This is a genomic window from Nocardioides sp., from assembly GCF_030150155.1.
GTDB lineage: Bacteria > Actinomycetota > Actinomycetes > Propionibacteriales > Nocardioidaceae > Nocardioides.
The window spans coordinates 39,587-55,114 of record NZ_JASLGR010000032.1 but is presented as its reverse complement, the minus strand read 5'-3'; the positions used below and the strand labels follow the sequence as shown (position 1 = coordinate 55,114).

The following is a 15,528-nucleotide window of genomic DNA, read 5'->3' as shown; positions in this document are numbered from 1 at the left end:
GTCACCCAGATGCGCAGGGCCGCGGGGAGCAGGATCGTGAGCATCGGGAGCAGCCCGCCGATGGTGAAGGAGACCATCGACGCCAGGGCCGCGTTCCACGGGTTGGTGACGTCGTCGATGTCGATGCCGAACTCGAACTCCGCGTGAGCGCGAAGCACGTCCTTCGCGGTCAGCTCCTCAGCCGCCTGCCGCGCGACGGCGCTCGACAGGCCCTTGCCCTCGAGGATCGAGGTGAGGTGCTCGAGCTCCTCCTCGGGCATGCGGGCGAGGTCGTGCTTCTCGGCCTCGATGAGGGCCAGCTCGGCATCGCGCTGCGTCGACACGGAGACGTACTCGCCGGTGGCCATCGAGAGCGCACCGGCCACGAGGGCCGCCGTGCCGGCGATCACCAGCGACCCGCGGTCGGAGGTCGCGCCCGCGACACCCATGACGATGCCGGCGACGGAGACGATGCCGTCGTTGGCGCCCAGGACCCCGGCGCGCAGCCAGTTCAGCCGATTCGAGAGACCCTCGGTCTCACCGTGCTCGTGCTCGATCTCAGTGGCGTCGGCGGTGGAAGACATGCGACCCATCGTTCCTCGCGGAACGATGGGTCGCAACGTAGGTGAGCCTGCGCAAACCGTGCGTTCGCGCCGACTCGGGGCTACAGGCCGAGCTCGCGGCCGATGAGCTCCTTCATGATCTCGTTCGAGCCGGCCCAGATCTTCGTGACGCGGGCGTCGCGCCACGCGCGGGCCACGCGGTACTCGTTCATGAAGCCGTAGCCACCGTGCAGCTGGACGCAGTGGTCGAGGACCTCGGACTGGACCTGCGAGGAGTACCACTTGGCCTTGGCGGCCTCGACGGCGGTGAGCTCCTTCTCCGCGTGCGCGGCGACGCACTTGTCCATGTACGCCTCGGCGACCTCGATCTGCGTGAACAGCTCGGCCAGCAGGAACTTGTTGTGCTGGAAGTTGCCGATGGACTGGCCGAAGGCCTTGCGGTCCTTGGTGTACTGCAGCGTCTCGACCAGGATCTGCTTCGCGTGGGCGACGTTGGCCACCGCGCAGGAGAGTCGCTCCTGCGGCAGCTTCTGCATCATGTGGATGAAGCCCATGTTGAGCTGGCCAACGATCTCGGCGTCGGTGACGCGCACGTTCTCGAAGAACAGCTCGGCGGTGTCGGACTCCTCCATGCCGACCTTGTCGAGCTTGCGGCCGCGGCTGAAGCCCTCCTTGGTCGCCTCGATGCCGAAGAGGGTGATGCCCTTGGCGCCCTTCTCCGGGTCGGTGCGCACGGCGGTGATCACCAGGTCGGCGGAGTAGCCGTTGGTGATGAACGTCTTGGAGCCGTTGATCACCCACTCGTCGCCGTCGCGGACCGCGTTGGTCTTGAGGGCGGCGAGGTCGGAGCCGCCCGACGGCTCGGTCATGCCGATGGCGAGCAGGAGCTCACCCGACGCGACGCCGGGGAGCCAGCGCTTCTTCTGCTCCTCGGTGCCGAGGGTGAGCAGGTAGGGCAGGGTGATGTCGGTGTGGATGCCCATGCAGGTGGGCATCGCGGCGTTGACCTTGGCCAGCTCCTCGCCGACGACGGCGTTGAACCGGAAGTCGTCGGCACCGGCGCCGCCGTACTCCTCGGGGATGCTCAGGCCGAGGAAACCGTTAGCGCCGGCCTCCAGCCAGAACTCCCGCGGCAGTGCCTTGTCGGCGATGTACTGCTCGGTGTTCGGCAGGACCGAACGCTCGATCCACTGTCGGACCGAGGCGCGGAAGTCCTCGTGGTCCTCGTCGTAAATGTCGCGCTTGAGTGCCATACCGGCGAGCATACGCCGTTAAGTTACTGATCGGTAACCCGAGGATTGAGGATCTTCGCCATCGCCGCCCGCAGGCCCTCGGCGATCGGCACCGGGCGGCGCGTCACCCGATCCACGATGACGTGCACGAACTGCCCGTTCGCCACCGCCTCCTCGACGCCCACCTTGAAGATCCCGATCCCCCAGGTGACGGCGCTGGTGCCCAGCCGGTCGACCCGCAGCCCGACCTCCAGCCGGTCCGGGAAGGCGATCTCGGCGTGGTAGCGGCAGGTGGACTCGGCCACCACGCCGATCACCGGACCGTCGTGGATCTCCAGGCCGTTCTCGATCATGAAAGCGTTCGCCACGGTGTCGAAGTAGCTGTAGTAGGTCACGTTGTTCACGTGGCCGTAGATGTCGTTGTCCATCCACCGGGTCCCGAACGGCACCAGGTGGGGGTAATCGGCCCGCAGGGGCCGGACGGCGCGCTCGCTCACCAGCACGTCACCGCCGCGGAGAAGATGTCGGCCAGCTCGGGTTCGTGGATCGCCATAGGGGCATTGTCGAGCAGGCGGCGCTGCGGCGCCGCCCCCGCCACCAGATCCGGTACGTCGTCCACGCCATAGCCCACCCCGGCGAGCCCGTTCGGGGCGCCGACATCGCGCATCAGCACCGCGACCGCCTCAGCCAGCGCGTCACCAGCCTCACCCTGGCCGGCGTCGGCGGTGTAGGCCGGGGCCAGCAGGCGGGCGCCGAGCAGGTGCCGCTCCGGGCTGGTCGCAGCCAGCGCCCGGAACGCCGCCGGGGCCGTCAGTGCGACGGCGAACCCGTGCGGCACCATCGGCTCGAGACCCGGATAGCCGTCGGGACGGTAGTCGCGGACCCGGCCGGCGACGGCGTACGCCATCGCGTGCGGGACGTGGACCCCCGCGTTGCCGAAGGCGATCCCGGCCAGGGTCGCGGCCCACATCATCCGGTGCCGCGCCTCAGGGTCACCGGCGACCGCGTCGCGCAGGTGGGTGCCGATCAGGGTGAGCGCCTCCCGGCAGCCCAGGTCGCTCCACGGGTTGGCGCCCTGGGAGGCGGGGCGGGCGCTGCGCGGGGACGCCGCCGAGCGGGCGGTGTAGGGCCGCGCGGTCAGCGACTCCAGGGCATGGCAGAGCACGTCGAGGCCGGAGGCCGCCACCACCTGCGGCGGCAGCGTCTGCGTCACCCGCGGGTCGACGACGGCCTCGGTAGGGCGCAGCAGCGGCGAGGAGACCCCCGTCTTGGCGTGCGCGTCGAGCAGGTCGAAGATCGCCATCGGGGTCACCTCGGAGCCGGTCCCCGACGTGGTCGGGCAGGCCAGGTGCGGGCGCAGCGGGCCCGGCACCGGCCGGGCGGCACCGAGCGGTGCGTTGACGTAGTCGATCAGCTCGCCGTCGTGGGTGCCGAGCAGGTTGGCGAGCTTCGCGGTGTCGATCACCGAGCCGCCGCCGACGGAGACGTACGCGTCGGGCCGTTCGGTCCGGGCGAAGGCGACCGCCTCGGCGATCGAGACGTCGGTCGGCTCCACCGCGGTGGCGTCGAACACCACGGTCGCGAACCCGGCCTCGCGCAGGGAGGCCGTCACCTCGGCGACCCACGCCGTCTCGCGCAGCCGCGCGTCGGTCATCACCGCGACGGTGCCACCGGTGGGCAGGTAGCGCCGCAGCCGCTCCCCCACCTCGCTCAGCGACCCCTCACCGAAGGTGACCCGCGAGGCGTCGACGGTGTACGCCGTCTCCCGGTCGTGCTCGCATCCCGCGCCCATGCCTCGACCGTAGCGGCCCGAGGTCACTCAGACGAGGGGCGAGCTCGCCCGCCTCCACGACGCCCCGCCGCGAGCCTGCTCCTGGGGTGGTGGCTCAGGGCAGGATCTGGTCGGTCGGCGTCTCGGAGGGCTGATCGCTCGGTGTCGCGCTCGGGGTAGCGCTCGGCGTCGGGGTGGTGCTCGGTGTCGCACTGCTGGTCGGCGTGGACGACGGCGTCCGGCTCGCCGAGGGCGAGGAGGTCGGCGTGCTGCTCGATCCCGACGTCGGCTCGGTGGTCGCGCTCGGCGTGGACGACGGCGTCCGGGTGGGCGTCGGCTCCTCGGTCGGCGTCGGCTCGGCGGACTTCGAGGCGGTCGGTGCGGGGGTGTTGCTGACCGGCGTCGTGGCGACGTCGGCGGGCTTGACGAACAGGTAGACCACGAACGCGACCAGGAAGATCGCGCCGAGGGCCGCGGTCGAGGGACGGGGGCCACGCTCGGGCCAGCGGAACGTGCTCATGCGTTCCCCGTCGGCTCGCCGGTGGCGATCTGGGCCGAGAGTCGGATGCCCTCGTCGAGCAGGGCGCGGGTGATCATGCCGCGCAGGATGCGACCGACGTCGAACTGCTTGCCGGGCAGGGTGCGGGCCACGATCCGGACCTGGAACTGGTCGAGGTCGATCGACTCCACGCCCATCACCGACGGCTTGTCGAGCAGCAGCGGGCGCAGGTCGGGGTCACGGAAGGCGGCCACCCCGACGTCCTTGAGGATCTCGTTGACCCGGTTGACGTCGACGGTCACCGGCACCGGTACGTCGATCACGGCACGTGCCCAGCCGCGCGACAGGTTCGTGGTCTGCACGATCTGGCCGTTCGGGGTGATCACGACCTCACCGGCCGGGGTGCGGACGGTGGTGGTGCGCAGGCTGACCTCCTCGACGGTGCCGATCACCGGGGCGCCGATGCCGGTCACCGCGATCCGGACCAGGTCGCCGTAGCCGTACTGCCGCTCGGCGAAGAGGAAGAAGCCTGCGAGCAGGTCCTGCACGATCCGCTGGGCACCGAAGCCGAGCGCGACACCGGCCACGGTGGCGGCCGGGACGATGGTGGCCAGGTCGAAGCCGAGGATCTGGATGACACTGATCCCGGCGAGGACGTAGATCAGCACGACGACGACCCAGGACAGCACCTGGGTGAGCGCGTGCTTGCGCTTGGCGTCCTCGGAACGCACCAGGTTGTCGCCGCCCGCCTCGACCGCGTCGATCCGCGCGGTGAGGTACTCGGCCCCCCACGTGACGAACCGTGCGAGCAGCACGGAGCCCGTCACCAGCATGACGATCTCGAGCCCCTCGCGCCTGAACCAGAGCGAGAGGTCGGAGAACACCGACGTCTCCAGAAGCACGGTCCCGACTCTACTGGGGGGCGTGTTGCCGAGCGTGATGCGTCGCCGATTGGCGTGATCGGCGAAAACCGTGTTTGATTACTCCTGTTCGCCTCACGGCAAACAAATGCCCCGGTCGTCTAGCGGCCTAGGACGTCGCCCTCTCACGGCGGTAACGAGAGTTCAAATCTCTTCCGGGGTACAAGCCAACTGGCCCGGATCCCCTGGATCCGGGCCAGTTGTCATTTCACCTGTCCCGTCGCCGCCGCCTGCCTCCCGAGGACTCGCGCCACCCCGGCCACCGTCGTGTCCGATTCCCGCGTGCCTGGCGCCACCCCACGCGTCAGGATGGAGCCATGAGCTCCACCGTCCCCCTCGACCCCGACGCCTGCTACCGGGCCGTGAGCAGCCGCGACCGGCGCTTCGACGGGGTCTTCTGGACGGCCGTGGCGACCACCGGGATCTACTGTCGGCCGTCGTGTCCGGCCCGCACCCCGGCAGCGCGGAACGTGACGTTCCACCCGAGTGCGGCCAGCGCGCAGGCGGCGGGCTACCGCGCCTGCAAGCGGTGCCTGCCCGACGCCACCCCGGGCAGCCCCGACTGGGACCTGCGGGCCGATCTGGCCGGCCGCGCGATGCGGCTGATCGCCGACGGCGTCGTCGATCGGTCCGGGGTGGTCGGGCTGGCCACCCGGCTGGGCTACTCCGAGCGGCAGCTGCACCGTCTCCTGCTCGCCGAGCTCGGTGCCGGACCGCTCGCCCTGGCCCGGGCACGGCGAGCGCAGACCGCCCGCACCCTGATCGAGGCCAGCGACCTGACCTTCACCGAGATCGCCTTCGCCAGCGGCTTCTCCAGCGTCCGGCAGTTCAACGACACCGTACGGGAGGTGTACGCCGCCAGCCCCACCGAGCTGCGCGGCCGCCGTCGCTCGCCCCACGGCGCCCGGGCCGGCACCCTGGCACTGCGGCTGGCGGTACGAACCCCGTTCGCGGGCGCCGACCTGCTCGCGTTCCTGGGGCTGCGCGCCGTGCCCGGGATCGAGGTCGCCACCGCGACCGGCTACGCCCGCACCCTGCGGCTACCGCACTCCTGGGGCACCGTCGAGCTGGACCTGAAGGATCTCGCCGACCGGGCCGACCGGGGCGACCGGGGCGATCCGACCGGTGCCGGGACCGGCTACGTCGCCGCCCGGTTCCGCCTCGACGACCTGCGCGACACCGCAGCCGCCGTCGAGCGCGTACGTCGTCTCCTGGACGCCGACTGCGACCCGGTCGCCGTGGCGTCGGCCCTGGGCTCCGATCCACTGCTCGCCCCGCTCCTGGCCCAGGCACCGGGGCTGCGGGTGCCGGGCCACGTGGACGGCGACGAGCTCGCGATCCGAGGCGTGCTGGGCCAGCAGGTCACCGTGGTCGCGGCCCGCACCCTGGCCGGCCGGCTGGTCGCCGCTCACGGCACCCCGATCGAGACCGGCGTCCCCGGCCTGACCCACCTCTTCCCCGACGCCGCCACGATCGCGGGGCTGGCACCCGAGGAGTTCGCGATGCCGCGGGCACGGGCCCGAGCACTCGGCGAGCTGGCGGCCCGCCTGGCCGACGGTCGGATCGACCTGTCGCGTGGGGCGGCCCGTGACGACGTACGGTCGGCACTGCTGGCCGTGCCCGGGATCGGGCCGTGGACGGCCGACTACGTCGCGATGCGGGCGCTCGGCGACCCGGACGTGTTCCTGCCGACCGATGTCGGGGTGCGGCACGCGCTGCAGCGGCTCAGCGCCCCCGACGCCGACATAGGCTCCGACGCCGCACCACCCGAGCCCGAGACCTGGAAGCCCTGGCGTTCCTACGCCCTCATCCACCTGTGGAGGTCACTGACATGTGGACCGTGATCGACTCCCCGATCGGCGAGCTGCGCCTGGTCGCGGCACGTACCGCCGAGCATCCCGACGGCGCCCTGACGGCGATCGAGTTCTCGCCCTTCCGCAAGCCGGCGCACACCGACGATGCCGCACACATCGACCTCGGCGAGCACGACGACACCGCCGCGGTCCTGGTCGCGGCTGCCCGCCAGCTGGGCGAGTACTTCGCCGGCGAACGCCGGGATTTCGACCTCCCGCTCGCCCCGCACGGCACCGCCTTCCAGCAGGAGGTCTGGGCCGAGCTGCTGCGGATCGGCTGGGGCCAGACCGCCAGCTACGGCGAGGTCGCGCGGCGGCTGGGGCGGACCAACGCCGCGTCCCGTGCCGTCGGTCTGGCCAACGGCCGCAACCCGATCCCGGTGGTGATCCCGTGCCACCGGGTGATCGGGTCGAACGGCTCGCTGACCGGGTACGCCGGCGGGATGGCCCGCAAGCAGGTGCTGCTCGACCTCGAGGCCGATCGCGCCGACGTACTCTTTTGATCCCTCAGCCCAAAGCCAGGGCTCAGGCCCCGGCCTTGGCGGCAGCGGCGACGGCGGTCGCGACCGCCGGGCCCACGCGCGGGTCGAACGGTGCCGGGATGATGTAGTCCTCGGCCAGCTCCTCGCCCACCAGCGAGGCCAGGGCGGTCGCGGCGGCGAGCTTCATCACCTCGGTGATCGCCTTGGCGCGGGCGTCGAAGGTGCCCCGGAAGATGCCCGGGAAGGCCAGCACGTTGTTGATCTGGTTCGGGAAGTCCGACCGTCCGGTGGCCACGACGCGGGCGTACTTGTGCGCGACGTCGGGGTGGATCTCCGGGTTCGGGTTGGCCATCGCGAAGATGATCGCGTCGGCGGCCATCGTGGCCACCAGCTCCTCGGGGACGGTGCCGCCCGAGACGCCGATGTAGACGTCGGCGCCGTCGAGGGCCTCGGCCAGGCCACCGGAGCGACCGTTGCGGTCGGCGGTCATCTCGGCCAACGCCTTCTTCGAGGGCGACTCGCCCGCAGCGATGTCGGCCCGGGTGGAGGCGACGATGCCGGAGCGGTCCAGGACGCAGATGTCACCGATGCCGTACTCGGCCAGGATCTTGGCCACCGCGACACCGGCAGCACCGGCGCCGGAGATCACGACGCGGGTCGTGCCCGGCGTGCGCCCGGTCAGCTTCAGTGCGTTCATCAGCGCGGCCAGGGTGACCACGGCGGTGCCGTGCTGGTCGTCGTGGAAGACCGGGATGTCGAGCAGCTCCTTGAGCCGGTCCTCGATCTCGAAGCAGCGCGGCGCGGAGATGTCCTCGAGGTTGATGCCGCCGAAGCTCGGGGCCATCCGCACGACGGTCTCGATGATCTCCTCGGTGTCGGTCGTGGCCAGGCAGATCGGGATGGCGTCGACGCCACCGAACTCCTTGAACAGCACCGCCTTGCCCTCCATCACCGGCATCGCGGCCGACGGGCCGATGTCACCCAGGCCGAGGACGGCGGTGCCGTCGGTGACGACGGCGACGGTGTTCGACACCCAGGTGTAGCGCTCGACGAGCTCGGGCTCCTCGGCGATCGCGGTGCAGACCCGGGCCACACCCGGGGTGTACGCCATCGAGAGGGCCTCGCGGTCAGCGACGGAGGCGGTCGCGGTGATCGCCATCTTGCCGCCGACATGCAGGTCGAAGACGGGGTCGCCGGCGTACTTGTCGCCGGGGGTGAGCGTGGGCTCGACAGAAGTCATGGTGAGTCCTTGGGGTTCGATTGGAACGGATTCAACGCGCCGCCGCGCAAGCACGTCAATGCGCTTGGCGGAAACGACAAGAATCAGCGTCATTAGTAGGGGAAATGCGCCGATTACTGCGAAGTAGGTCCCGTTGGGCAGAGCCCCGACCCCGAGACGCACGTCCGCCCGGCCTCCTCCGAGACCGGGCGGACGCGACGGTGTCGAGACCGGCTCAGCAGAGCTTCGCGAGGCTCTTGACCCCGGCGATCTGGCCCTTCAGCGTGGCGATCTTGGACTTGTTGTGCTTCTTCTTGGCCTTGGCCAGCTTCGCCTGCAGGTCACGCAGCACCTGCGGTGCCCGGGTGCAGACCTGCGGCTTGCCGGCCACCGGCGGGGCCTTGTCCACGCCGACACCGCTGAGCGTGCGCTCGACGGTCGCGAAGAGGTCGGTCTGGTCGGAGAGGCCGACCACGTTGGCGGCACCGGGGCCGTAGCCGGCCACCCGGAGCTGGGTGCCGGTGTGCTGCTGGGAGCCGCCGAGCTGGGCGGTGCCGTAGGCGACCGTCTCGACGGTGTCGTCGGCGGTGAGCAGGTTGTAGGTGCCGGCCAGCGGGATGGTGCTCGGCGAGGCCGGGTTGATGTCCTCGGCGTTGATGATCTGGCTGGTGTGGGCGTGGTCGGCGGTGACGATCACGAGGGTGTCGCCGTGCTTCTTGGCGAAGTCCATGCCGACCTTGACGGCCTCGTCGAGGTCCTTGGTCTCACCGATCTGGCCGCACGGGTTGGCGGCGTGGTCCTGCTTGTCGATCGAGGCGCCCTCGACCTGGAGGAAGAAGCCCTTCGAGTTGTCCAACAGGTCGATGGACTTCTTCGTCATCTCGGCCAGGGTCGGCTGGGTGCCCGGCCAGGTGGTCGCCGAGCCGTCGGGGGCGACGTCGTTGGTCTGGCAGCGGGCGGCCTTCTTGCTGTAGCCGTCAGCGGTCGCCGGGGTGGCCTTGAACCGGGTCTGGAAGTTGCCCGAGGCGAACAGGCCGAGGACCGGCTTGGTCTGGTTGGCGCTGGTGATCTTGTCCAGGTCGGCCTTGGTCTCGGGGATCTGGTAGCCCGCCGCCTTGGCCGCGTCGTACACCGTCTTGCCGTCGGCCTGGGTGGCGTTGAACCAGCCGCGACCGCCGCCCATCACCACGTCGGCGCGGGTCTTGACGATCTGCTCCTCGATCGAGAGCGACTGCTTCGGGCAGTTCACCATGCCCTTGAACTGGGCCTTGCCGTCGACGGTGACGGTCTTCGTCTTGTCGGTGCCGGGCATGTAGCAGCCACGGTCGGCGACGTGGGCGAGCTGGACGGCCGGGGTGGCGTCCTGGACCTCGGCGGTGGTGATGTCGCCGGTCTTGAGGCCGCGGGCCTTGGCCCACTCCAGCATCGTCTGGTGGGTGGTGGTGCCGTCCAGGCCGACGCTGATCGCCCCGTTGTAGGACTTCGTGCCGGTCCCCAGCCGGTGCCCGAGGCAGCGGAGTCGGTGACGTAGTCCGGCTTGCCGGTGTCGTCGGCGTCGGTCAGTGGGTCGTCGCCCTTGTGCAGTGCGTACGTCGTGTACTGACCGGTCAGCGGGAGGCTGTCCAGACCGTTCAGCGTGCCCGAGGCCCCGACCAGGTAGTTGCGCGCGACGGTGATCTCGGAGTCACCCATCCCGTCGCCGATGAAGAGCAGGACGTTCTTCGCCTTGCCGTACTTGATCTGGGAGGCGACCGCAGCGGTCTGGTCGCCGTGGTGGCGGGTGGCCCCGCCGGGCTGGCTGAGTCCGCCGGCGGCGTACACCGCGCCGGTTCCTGCCACCGCCAGGGCAGCGACGCCGGCACACACGCGCGTGAGGCGCGCCCGAGCTGAGATGCGAGACATCGTGACTTCTCTCGTCCGAAGCCCGGGCCGCTCCCGGGCCGTTCTGCCCGAACCTAAGAAGACGATGAGAACGCCCCGCCACCCAGCAGGCGAACAGCACGTAAACGATGCCGCCGCGACCTCCAGTTCGGACGAACTTCGTTTACTTGGTGTCAGAACTGCCACAATGGCAACGGTCGATCCCACTTCCCCCGATTCTCACGAGGCCGACGTGCACGAGTTTGTCGCCCAAGATCACGACGCGATGACCGAGGTCGCGGACTGGATCGCGGCGCGTCTCACCGGACCGCCCCCGGTGCCCAGACCCCGCTCCGGCCGCAGCGATGTCCTCCCCCACCTGACATCGAGCGGTATCGGAGCCCACGACGCCTGGCGGACGCTGCGTGACACCGTCCTGCCCACCGCCTTCCCGACCGACCATCCGCGCTACCTCGCGTTCGTCGGCGGTGCCCCGACCCCGGTCTCGGTGCTCGCCGACGCCGCGCTGTCGGCCGCGGCCGTCTACGGCGGCAGCGAGCTGGAGGCCGGTGCCGTGGTCGGCGCCGAGGACGAGGCGATCGGCTGGCTCCGCGACGTGGTCGGCTACCCCGCACAGGCCCACGGCGCGTTCACCAGTGGCGGCTCGACGGCCAACCTGAGCGCCCTGGTCGCCGCCCGGCACGGGCGCACCAACGCGGCCGGCCGTGCCCCCGAGATCGTGGTCGCGGCCGCCTCCGCGCACGCCTCGGTGCGGGCCGCCGCGGAGATCATGGGCTGCCAGGTCGTGCTGGCCGGGACCGTCGACACCGCACTGGAGGCCTCCGACCTGCGCCCCGTGCTGGACCAGCTCGATCCGGCCAACGTGGTCGCGGTGGTGACCAGTGCCGGCGCCACCAACACCGGTGCGGTCGACGAGCTCGACGCGATCGCCGACCTCTGTGCCGAGCGTGGCCTGTGGCTCCACGTCGACGCGGCGTACGGCGGCGCCGCACTGCTCGCGGCCTCGCACCGGCCCCTCTTCGCCGGCATCGAACGCTCCAGCTCGGTCACGATCGACCCGCACAAGTGGCTCTTCACCCCGATCGACTGCGCCGCGGTGCTCTACCGCGAGCCGGCTCGGGCGCGGGCCGCGCACCGCCAGCACGCGCACTACCTCGATGCGGTCAACGACGACGAGGCCAGCAACCCGTCGGACTACACGATCCATCTCACCCGGCGGGCCCGCGGGCTGCCGCTGTGGGTCTCGCTGCTGGCCTACGGCACCGACGCCTACGTCGACGCCGTGGAGCGCTGCCTGGCCTGTGCCGGCTACGCGGCCAAGCAGATCGAGGCCCACCCGGTGCTGGAGATCGTCACCGACCCGCAGCTCTCGGTGGTGCTCTTCCGGCGGCTGGGCTGGAGCGCCGAGGACTACGCCCGCTGGTCGGAGGCGGCCCGGCTCAGCGGCCTGGGGCTGGTGACGCCGACCCGGCATGCGGGTGAGACAGTTCTTCGGCTGTGCTTCGTCAATCCCACCACCACCGAGGCCGACGTCGACCTGGTGCTGGCGAGCCTGACGGAGCCGGCCCGATGAGCCCCGCGAGTCCTGTGAGCCCGATGAGCCAGCCGACGACGCCCACGCCGCCCGGGTTGCGGGGCCGGACCGCCACCGTCCACCGACTGCTGGCGAAGCTGAGCTGGATCGTCCTGGTCGGGGGCCTGGTCACCAACCAGATCGCCGAGCGGGCGTCGTACCGCACCGGGCAGACGATCCTGCTGGTGACGCTCGCTGCCTTCTTCCCGCTGCTGATCTGTCGACTGCTGCTGGCGGCGCGGCTGTTCCGCTCCCGGCGGGTGCCGCTGCTGCTGCTGGCCGGTGCGGTCGGGCTGTGGTCGATGGGGTCGATGGTGGTCAACGCCGCCAGCCTGGACGAGCAGCGTGACTTCCCCGCGCCGGGTGAGTGGTTCTTCCTCAGCTCCTATCTGGGCCTGGTCGGGTTCCTGATCTTCGACGCCGGCTGGAAGCGGCTGCGGCCCTCGCGCTCCTGGCTCGACGCTGCGGTGATCTGCGGCGCCTCGTTCTGCCTGGCGGCGCTGCTGCTGGTGCTCCCGGTCCGGCTCGCCTCCGGGGAGGAGGGGCTGCCGCTGCTGCTGGCGGTGATGTACCCGCTGGTCGACCTCCTGCTGGCCCTGGTCGTGCTGGGCCAGGCGCTGCTGCGGATCCGCACCGACCTGCGCACCACCGTGATGCTCGGGATCGGGTTCGCCGTGCTGGCGTGCGCCGACTCCACGTTCGCGTTGACCGTGACGGCGCCGACGTACCACTTCGGCACTGTCAGCATCGCGCTGTGGGGCGGTGCCTGGGCCCTGCTGGTCAGCGCCGCCTGCCAGCCCACCCATCCACGGGTGCGCACGATGCCACGCAGTGCCGGCAGCCAGCCGCTGGTCGGGGCCGGGCTGGTCGCCCTGGCGGTGCTCACCCTGCCGACCGACGAGACCCTGACCTACTACACGGTGCCGCCGGCGGTGCTGACCATGCTCGCGGTCGGCTACCGGATGGTGCTGGCGCTGCGCGACGCGAACCATGCCACCGAGGCGCTGGCGCTGTCCCAGACCGACGACCTGACCAAGCTGCCGAACCGGCGCGCGGTGCGGGCCCGACTCCAGGAGTCGCTGCACGGTGGCCGCCCGCTGGCCCTGATGCTGCTCGACCTGGACGGCTTCAAGGAGATCAACGACGCCCTGGGCCACCACGCCGGCGACATCGTGCTGACCCTGGTCTCCGAGCGGATGCAGTTCACCCTGGAGAACGACGTGATGGTCGCCCGGCTCGGCGGCGACGAGTTCGCGATCCTGGTGGAGAGCCGGGACAAGATCGAGCTGGTCGAGACCGCCCACCAGCTGCTCAAGGTGATCGCCGACCCGATCGTGGTCGACGGCATCGAGATCTCGGTGTCGGGCTCGATCGGGATCACCGCCGTCGAGGCCGACGACGCCGAGCTGGACAGCGGCGAGGTGCTGCGTCGAGCCGACGTGGCGATGTACCAGGCGAAGAGCTCCCGCTCGGGTGCGGCGCTGTACGACGCCCACCTGGACGAGTTCTCCCGCTCTCGGCTCGAGCTCGCCGAGGACCTGCGCAAGGGGCTGACCGAGGGCCAGATCGAGGTCTGGTACCAGCCCCAGGTCGACGTCCACACCATGACGCCGTACGCGTTCGAGGCGCTGGTGCGCTGGCGTCACCCCAGTCACGGCCTGCTCAGCCCGATCGCGTTCCTGCCCACCGCCCGCCGGGTGGGGCTGATGGGGCGGCTCTCCGACGTCATCGCGGTGCACGCGATCAGCGACCTGACCTGGCTCACCGAGCAGGGTCTCGACCTGCGGCTCGCCCTCAACTGCGCCCCGCCGGAGCTGCTCAGCCATGCGTTCCTGCCCCGCCTCTACGCGACCCTGGAGGAGTGGCAGGTCGACGCGGACCGGCTCATCCTGGAGGTCACCGAGGACTCGTTCCTGGCCGACCCGCAGCGCGCCCGCGACATCCTGCTCGACGCCCGCCGCCGGGGCCTGCAGATCTCGATCGACGACTACGGCACCGGCTTCTCCTCCCTGACCCACCTGCGGAACCTGCCGGTCCAGGAGCTCAAGATCGACAGGTCGCTGGTGCGCGACATCGCCACCGAGGAACGCAGCCGCAAGATCGTCGCCTCGACGATCCAGCTCGCCCACGCCCTCGACATGCGCACCGTCGCCGAGGGCGTCGAGGACGCCCACACCATGAACGTCCTGATCGACCTCGGCATCGACTGCCTCCAGGGCTACCACCTGGCCCGGCCGATGCCGGCCACCGAGCTCGCGTCGTGGGTGCGGGCCTGGTCCGTCTCGGCCCCCGCTCCCCGACGCAGCCACGAGTCGTCGCCGGAGTCCCCCTCAGAGTCCCCCTCGGAGTCCCCCTCAGAGCGAAGGAGAGAACGTTGACCACTGCACCCTTGAGGTTCGTGCTGAACCCGGTCGGAGCCGAGCTGGAGGCAGCCTTGGCGTGCGAGGCCGAGGTCTTCTTCACCTTCTACGGCAACACCGACGAGGAGCTGGAGGCCGAATACGGCCCGTACGCCGACCAGACCGGGTTCATGACGGTGCTGGACGAGTCCGGCGAGGCCCTGGCCACCACCCGCTTCATCACGCCCGGCCCGGCGGGGCTCAAGACCCTCAACGACGTCGGCCGGGAGCCGTGGCAGGTCGACGGGGAGCGGTCGGCCCGGGCGGCGGGGGTCGATCCCGAGCGCACCTGGGACGTCGGCACCATCGCCGTACGGCGGTCGCGGGGGAACACCGCGTTGTGCTCGGCAGCGCTGTACCACGGCATCGTCACCGCGGCGCAGGCCAACGGCGCCGACTTCATCGTGATGATCATGGACGAGCGGCCGCGCCGCCTGCTCTCGGCGGCCGGGCTCCAGCCGAACGTGCTGCCCGGCACCGGCGAAGGCGAGTACCTCGGCTCGGAGCGGAGCATCCCACTGTGGGCGAACCTGCACCGGATGTTCGACCAGCAGCGCCGGATGAACCCCGACGCCTACCGGCTGATCTACCAGGCGATCGGCCTGGACGGGATCGCGCTGCCGACCGACTGGACCTTCCGTCCGGCCCAGCTGCCGTCGGTGTCGCGGTAGTCATGGCGACCTCGCCGGAGCCGGTGCCGTTCGAGCCGTACGCCGACGGCGTGTTCCTGCACGGCACCAAGGCCGATCTGGCCCCGGGGGACGAGCTGGTCGCGGGCCGGGAGTCGAACTTCGAGGCGGGCCGGAGGATGAACTACATCTACTTCACCGCCACCCTGGACGCGGCGACGTGGGGCGCCGAGCTGGCCGTCGGCGAGGGACCCGGACGGATCTACCGGGTGGAGCCGACCGGGGAGTACGAGGACGACCCGAACGTCACCGACAAGAAGTTTCAGGGCAACCCGACGCTGTCCTATCGGAGCCGGCAGCCGCTGCGGGTCCTCGGCGAGCTGACCGGGTGGACCGGCCATGCCCCGGAGAAGATCGCCGCGATGCGCGGCGGGCTGGCCGGGCTGCGGGAGCGGGGCCAGGCGGTCATCGAGGACTGAGCGACGGCCGCTGGGCTCGGTGCCGTTCGTGCGCGGCCCGAGCCCAGGG

14 protein-coding genes, 1 tRNA gene and 1 pseudogene are annotated in these 15,528 nt (G+C 71.0%); 7 read left to right on the top strand and 9 right to left on the bottom strand.

Annotated features, from left to right (window positions below; genetic code table 11):
- The 6 genes from Q1V88_RS10040 to Q1V88_RS10015 all read right to left on the bottom strand — a co-directional run.
- On the bottom strand, positions 1-563 hold a 563-nt coding region (locus Q1V88_RS10040; RefSeq protein WP_300680988.1), incomplete at its 3' end, for a VIT family protein.
- A gap of 80 nt (positions 564-643) precedes the next feature.
- Positions 644-1,795: an acyl-CoA dehydrogenase family protein gene (locus Q1V88_RS10035; RefSeq protein WP_300680986.1), complete on the bottom strand. Its 1,152-nt coding sequence runs from the start codon at positions 1,793-1,795 to the stop codon at positions 644-646.
- A 23-nt stretch (positions 1,796-1,818) separates the two neighbouring features.
- Entirely contained in the window at positions 1,819-2,271 is a 453-nt protein-coding gene (locus Q1V88_RS10030; RefSeq protein WP_300680984.1) for a thioesterase family protein, read from the bottom strand.
- A complete protein-coding gene (locus tag Q1V88_RS10025) occupies positions 2,268-3,566 on the bottom strand; it encodes a hydroxyacid-oxoacid transhydrogenase (RefSeq protein ID WP_300680982.1) in 1,299 nt (432 codons plus the stop codon). Before Q1V88_RS10025 ends, Q1V88_RS10030 begins: the two co-directional genes overlap by 4 nt.
- Before the next feature lie 94 nt (positions 3,567-3,660).
- Positions 3,661-4,065, bottom strand: coding sequence for a hypothetical protein (locus Q1V88_RS10020; protein ID WP_300680980.1), 405 nt, complete (start codon positions 4,063-4,065; stop codon positions 3,661-3,663).
- A complete protein-coding gene (locus Q1V88_RS10015; protein WP_300680978.1) occupies positions 4,062-4,946 on the bottom strand; it encodes a mechanosensitive ion channel family protein in 885 nt (294 codons plus the stop codon). The genes Q1V88_RS10020 and Q1V88_RS10015 overlap by 4 nt, the downstream gene beginning before the upstream one ends.
- Before the next feature lie 108 nt (positions 4,947-5,054).
- Between Q1V88_RS10015 and Q1V88_RS10010 the strand changes: the two genes are divergently transcribed.
- From Q1V88_RS10010 to Q1V88_RS10000, 3 genes are all read left to right on the top strand, one after another.
- Positions 5,055-5,127, top strand: a tRNA-Glu gene (locus tag Q1V88_RS10010).
- A gap of 154 nt (positions 5,128-5,281) precedes the next feature.
- On the top strand, positions 5,282-6,808 hold the full coding sequence (locus Q1V88_RS10005; protein WP_300680976.1) for an AlkA N-terminal domain-containing protein: 1,527 nt from the start codon (positions 5,282-5,284) through the stop codon (positions 6,806-6,808).
- Positions 6,781-7,320, top strand: coding sequence for a methylated-DNA--[protein]-cysteine S-methyltransferase (locus tag Q1V88_RS10000; protein ID WP_366914075.1), 540 nt, complete (start codon positions 6,781-6,783; stop codon positions 7,318-7,320). The genes Q1V88_RS10005 and Q1V88_RS10000 overlap by 28 nt, the downstream gene beginning before the upstream one ends.
- 22 nt (positions 7,321-7,342) lie before the next feature.
- Here Q1V88_RS10000 and Q1V88_RS09995 read toward each other — a convergent pair whose 3' ends face one another.
- From Q1V88_RS09995 to Q1V88_RS19580, 3 genes and pseudogenes are all read right to left on the bottom strand, one after another.
- Positions 7,343-8,539 carry an NADP-dependent malic enzyme gene (locus Q1V88_RS09995; protein ID WP_300680974.1) on the bottom strand — a complete coding sequence of 399 codons (1,197 nt, stop codon included), beginning with the start codon at positions 8,537-8,539 and terminating at the stop codon, positions 7,343-7,345.
- 214 nt (positions 8,540-8,753) lie between these two features.
- Positions 8,754-10,016, bottom strand: a complete 1,263-nt coding sequence (locus Q1V88_RS09990) for an alkaline phosphatase (protein ID WP_300680990.1) — start codon at positions 10,014-10,016, stop codon at positions 8,754-8,756.
- An 8-nt stretch (positions 10,017-10,024) separates the two neighbouring features.
- A pseudogene (locus tag Q1V88_RS19580) lies at positions 10,025-10,420 on the bottom strand (alkaline phosphatase); the annotation flags it as partial.
- A gap of 244 nt (positions 10,421-10,664) precedes the next feature.
- Between Q1V88_RS19580 and Q1V88_RS09985 the strand changes: the two are divergent.
- From Q1V88_RS09985 to arr, 4 genes are read left to right on the top strand one after another with little or no spacing between them, the layout of a single operon-like run.
- Positions 10,665-11,972, top strand: coding sequence for an aminotransferase class V-fold PLP-dependent enzyme (locus Q1V88_RS09985; RefSeq protein ID WP_300680972.1), 1,308 nt, complete (start codon positions 10,665-10,667; stop codon positions 11,970-11,972).
- A gap of 23 nt (positions 11,973-11,995) precedes the next feature.
- On the top strand, positions 11,996-14,350 hold the full coding sequence (locus Q1V88_RS09980; RefSeq protein WP_300680970.1) for a bifunctional diguanylate cyclase/phosphodiesterase: 2,355 nt from the start codon (positions 11,996-11,998) through the stop codon (positions 14,348-14,350).
- Entirely contained in the window at positions 14,347-15,042 is a 696-nt protein-coding gene (locus tag Q1V88_RS09975) for a hypothetical protein (protein WP_300680968.1), read from the top strand. Before Q1V88_RS09980 ends, Q1V88_RS09975 begins: the two co-directional genes overlap by 4 nt.
- 2 nt (positions 15,043-15,044) lie before the next feature.
- Complete coding sequence (gene arr, locus Q1V88_RS09970; RefSeq protein ID WP_300680966.1) at positions 15,045-15,479, top strand: NAD(+)--rifampin ADP-ribosyltransferase; 435 nt, start codon at positions 15,045-15,047, stop codon at positions 15,477-15,479.
- Positions 15,480-15,528 lie beyond the last annotated feature (49 nt).

Excerpts from the sequence above, each read along its gene's own strand:
- Q1V88_RS10035 (WP_300680986.1), bottom strand. The coding sequence starts at position 1,795 with ATGGCACTCAAGCGCGACATTTACGACGAGGACCACGAGGACTTCCGC.
- Q1V88_RS10025 (WP_300680982.1), bottom strand. The coding sequence starts at position 3,566 with ATGGGCGCGGGATGCGAGCACGACCGGGAGACGGCGTACACCGTCGAC.
- Q1V88_RS10020 (WP_300680980.1), bottom strand. The coding sequence starts at position 4,065 with ATGAGCACGTTCCGCTGGCCCGAGCGTGGCCCCCGTCCCTCGACCGCG.
- Q1V88_RS10005 (WP_300680976.1), top strand. The coding sequence starts at position 5,282 with ATGAGCTCCACCGTCCCCCTCGACCCCGACGCCTGCTACCGGGCCGTG.
- Q1V88_RS09995 (WP_300680974.1), bottom strand. The coding sequence starts at position 8,539 with ATGACTTCTGTCGAGCCCACGCTCACCCCCGGCGACAAGTACGCCGGC.
- Q1V88_RS09985 (WP_300680972.1), top strand. The coding sequence starts at position 10,665 with ATGACCGAGGTCGCGGACTGGATCGCGGCGCGTCTCACCGGACCGCCC.
- Q1V88_RS09980 (WP_300680970.1), top strand. The coding sequence starts at position 11,996 with ATGAGCCAGCCGACGACGCCCACGCCGCCCGGGTTGCGGGGCCGGACC.
- arr (WP_300680966.1), top strand. The coding sequence starts at position 15,045 with ATGGCGACCTCGCCGGAGCCGGTGCCGTTCGAGCCGTACGCCGACGGC.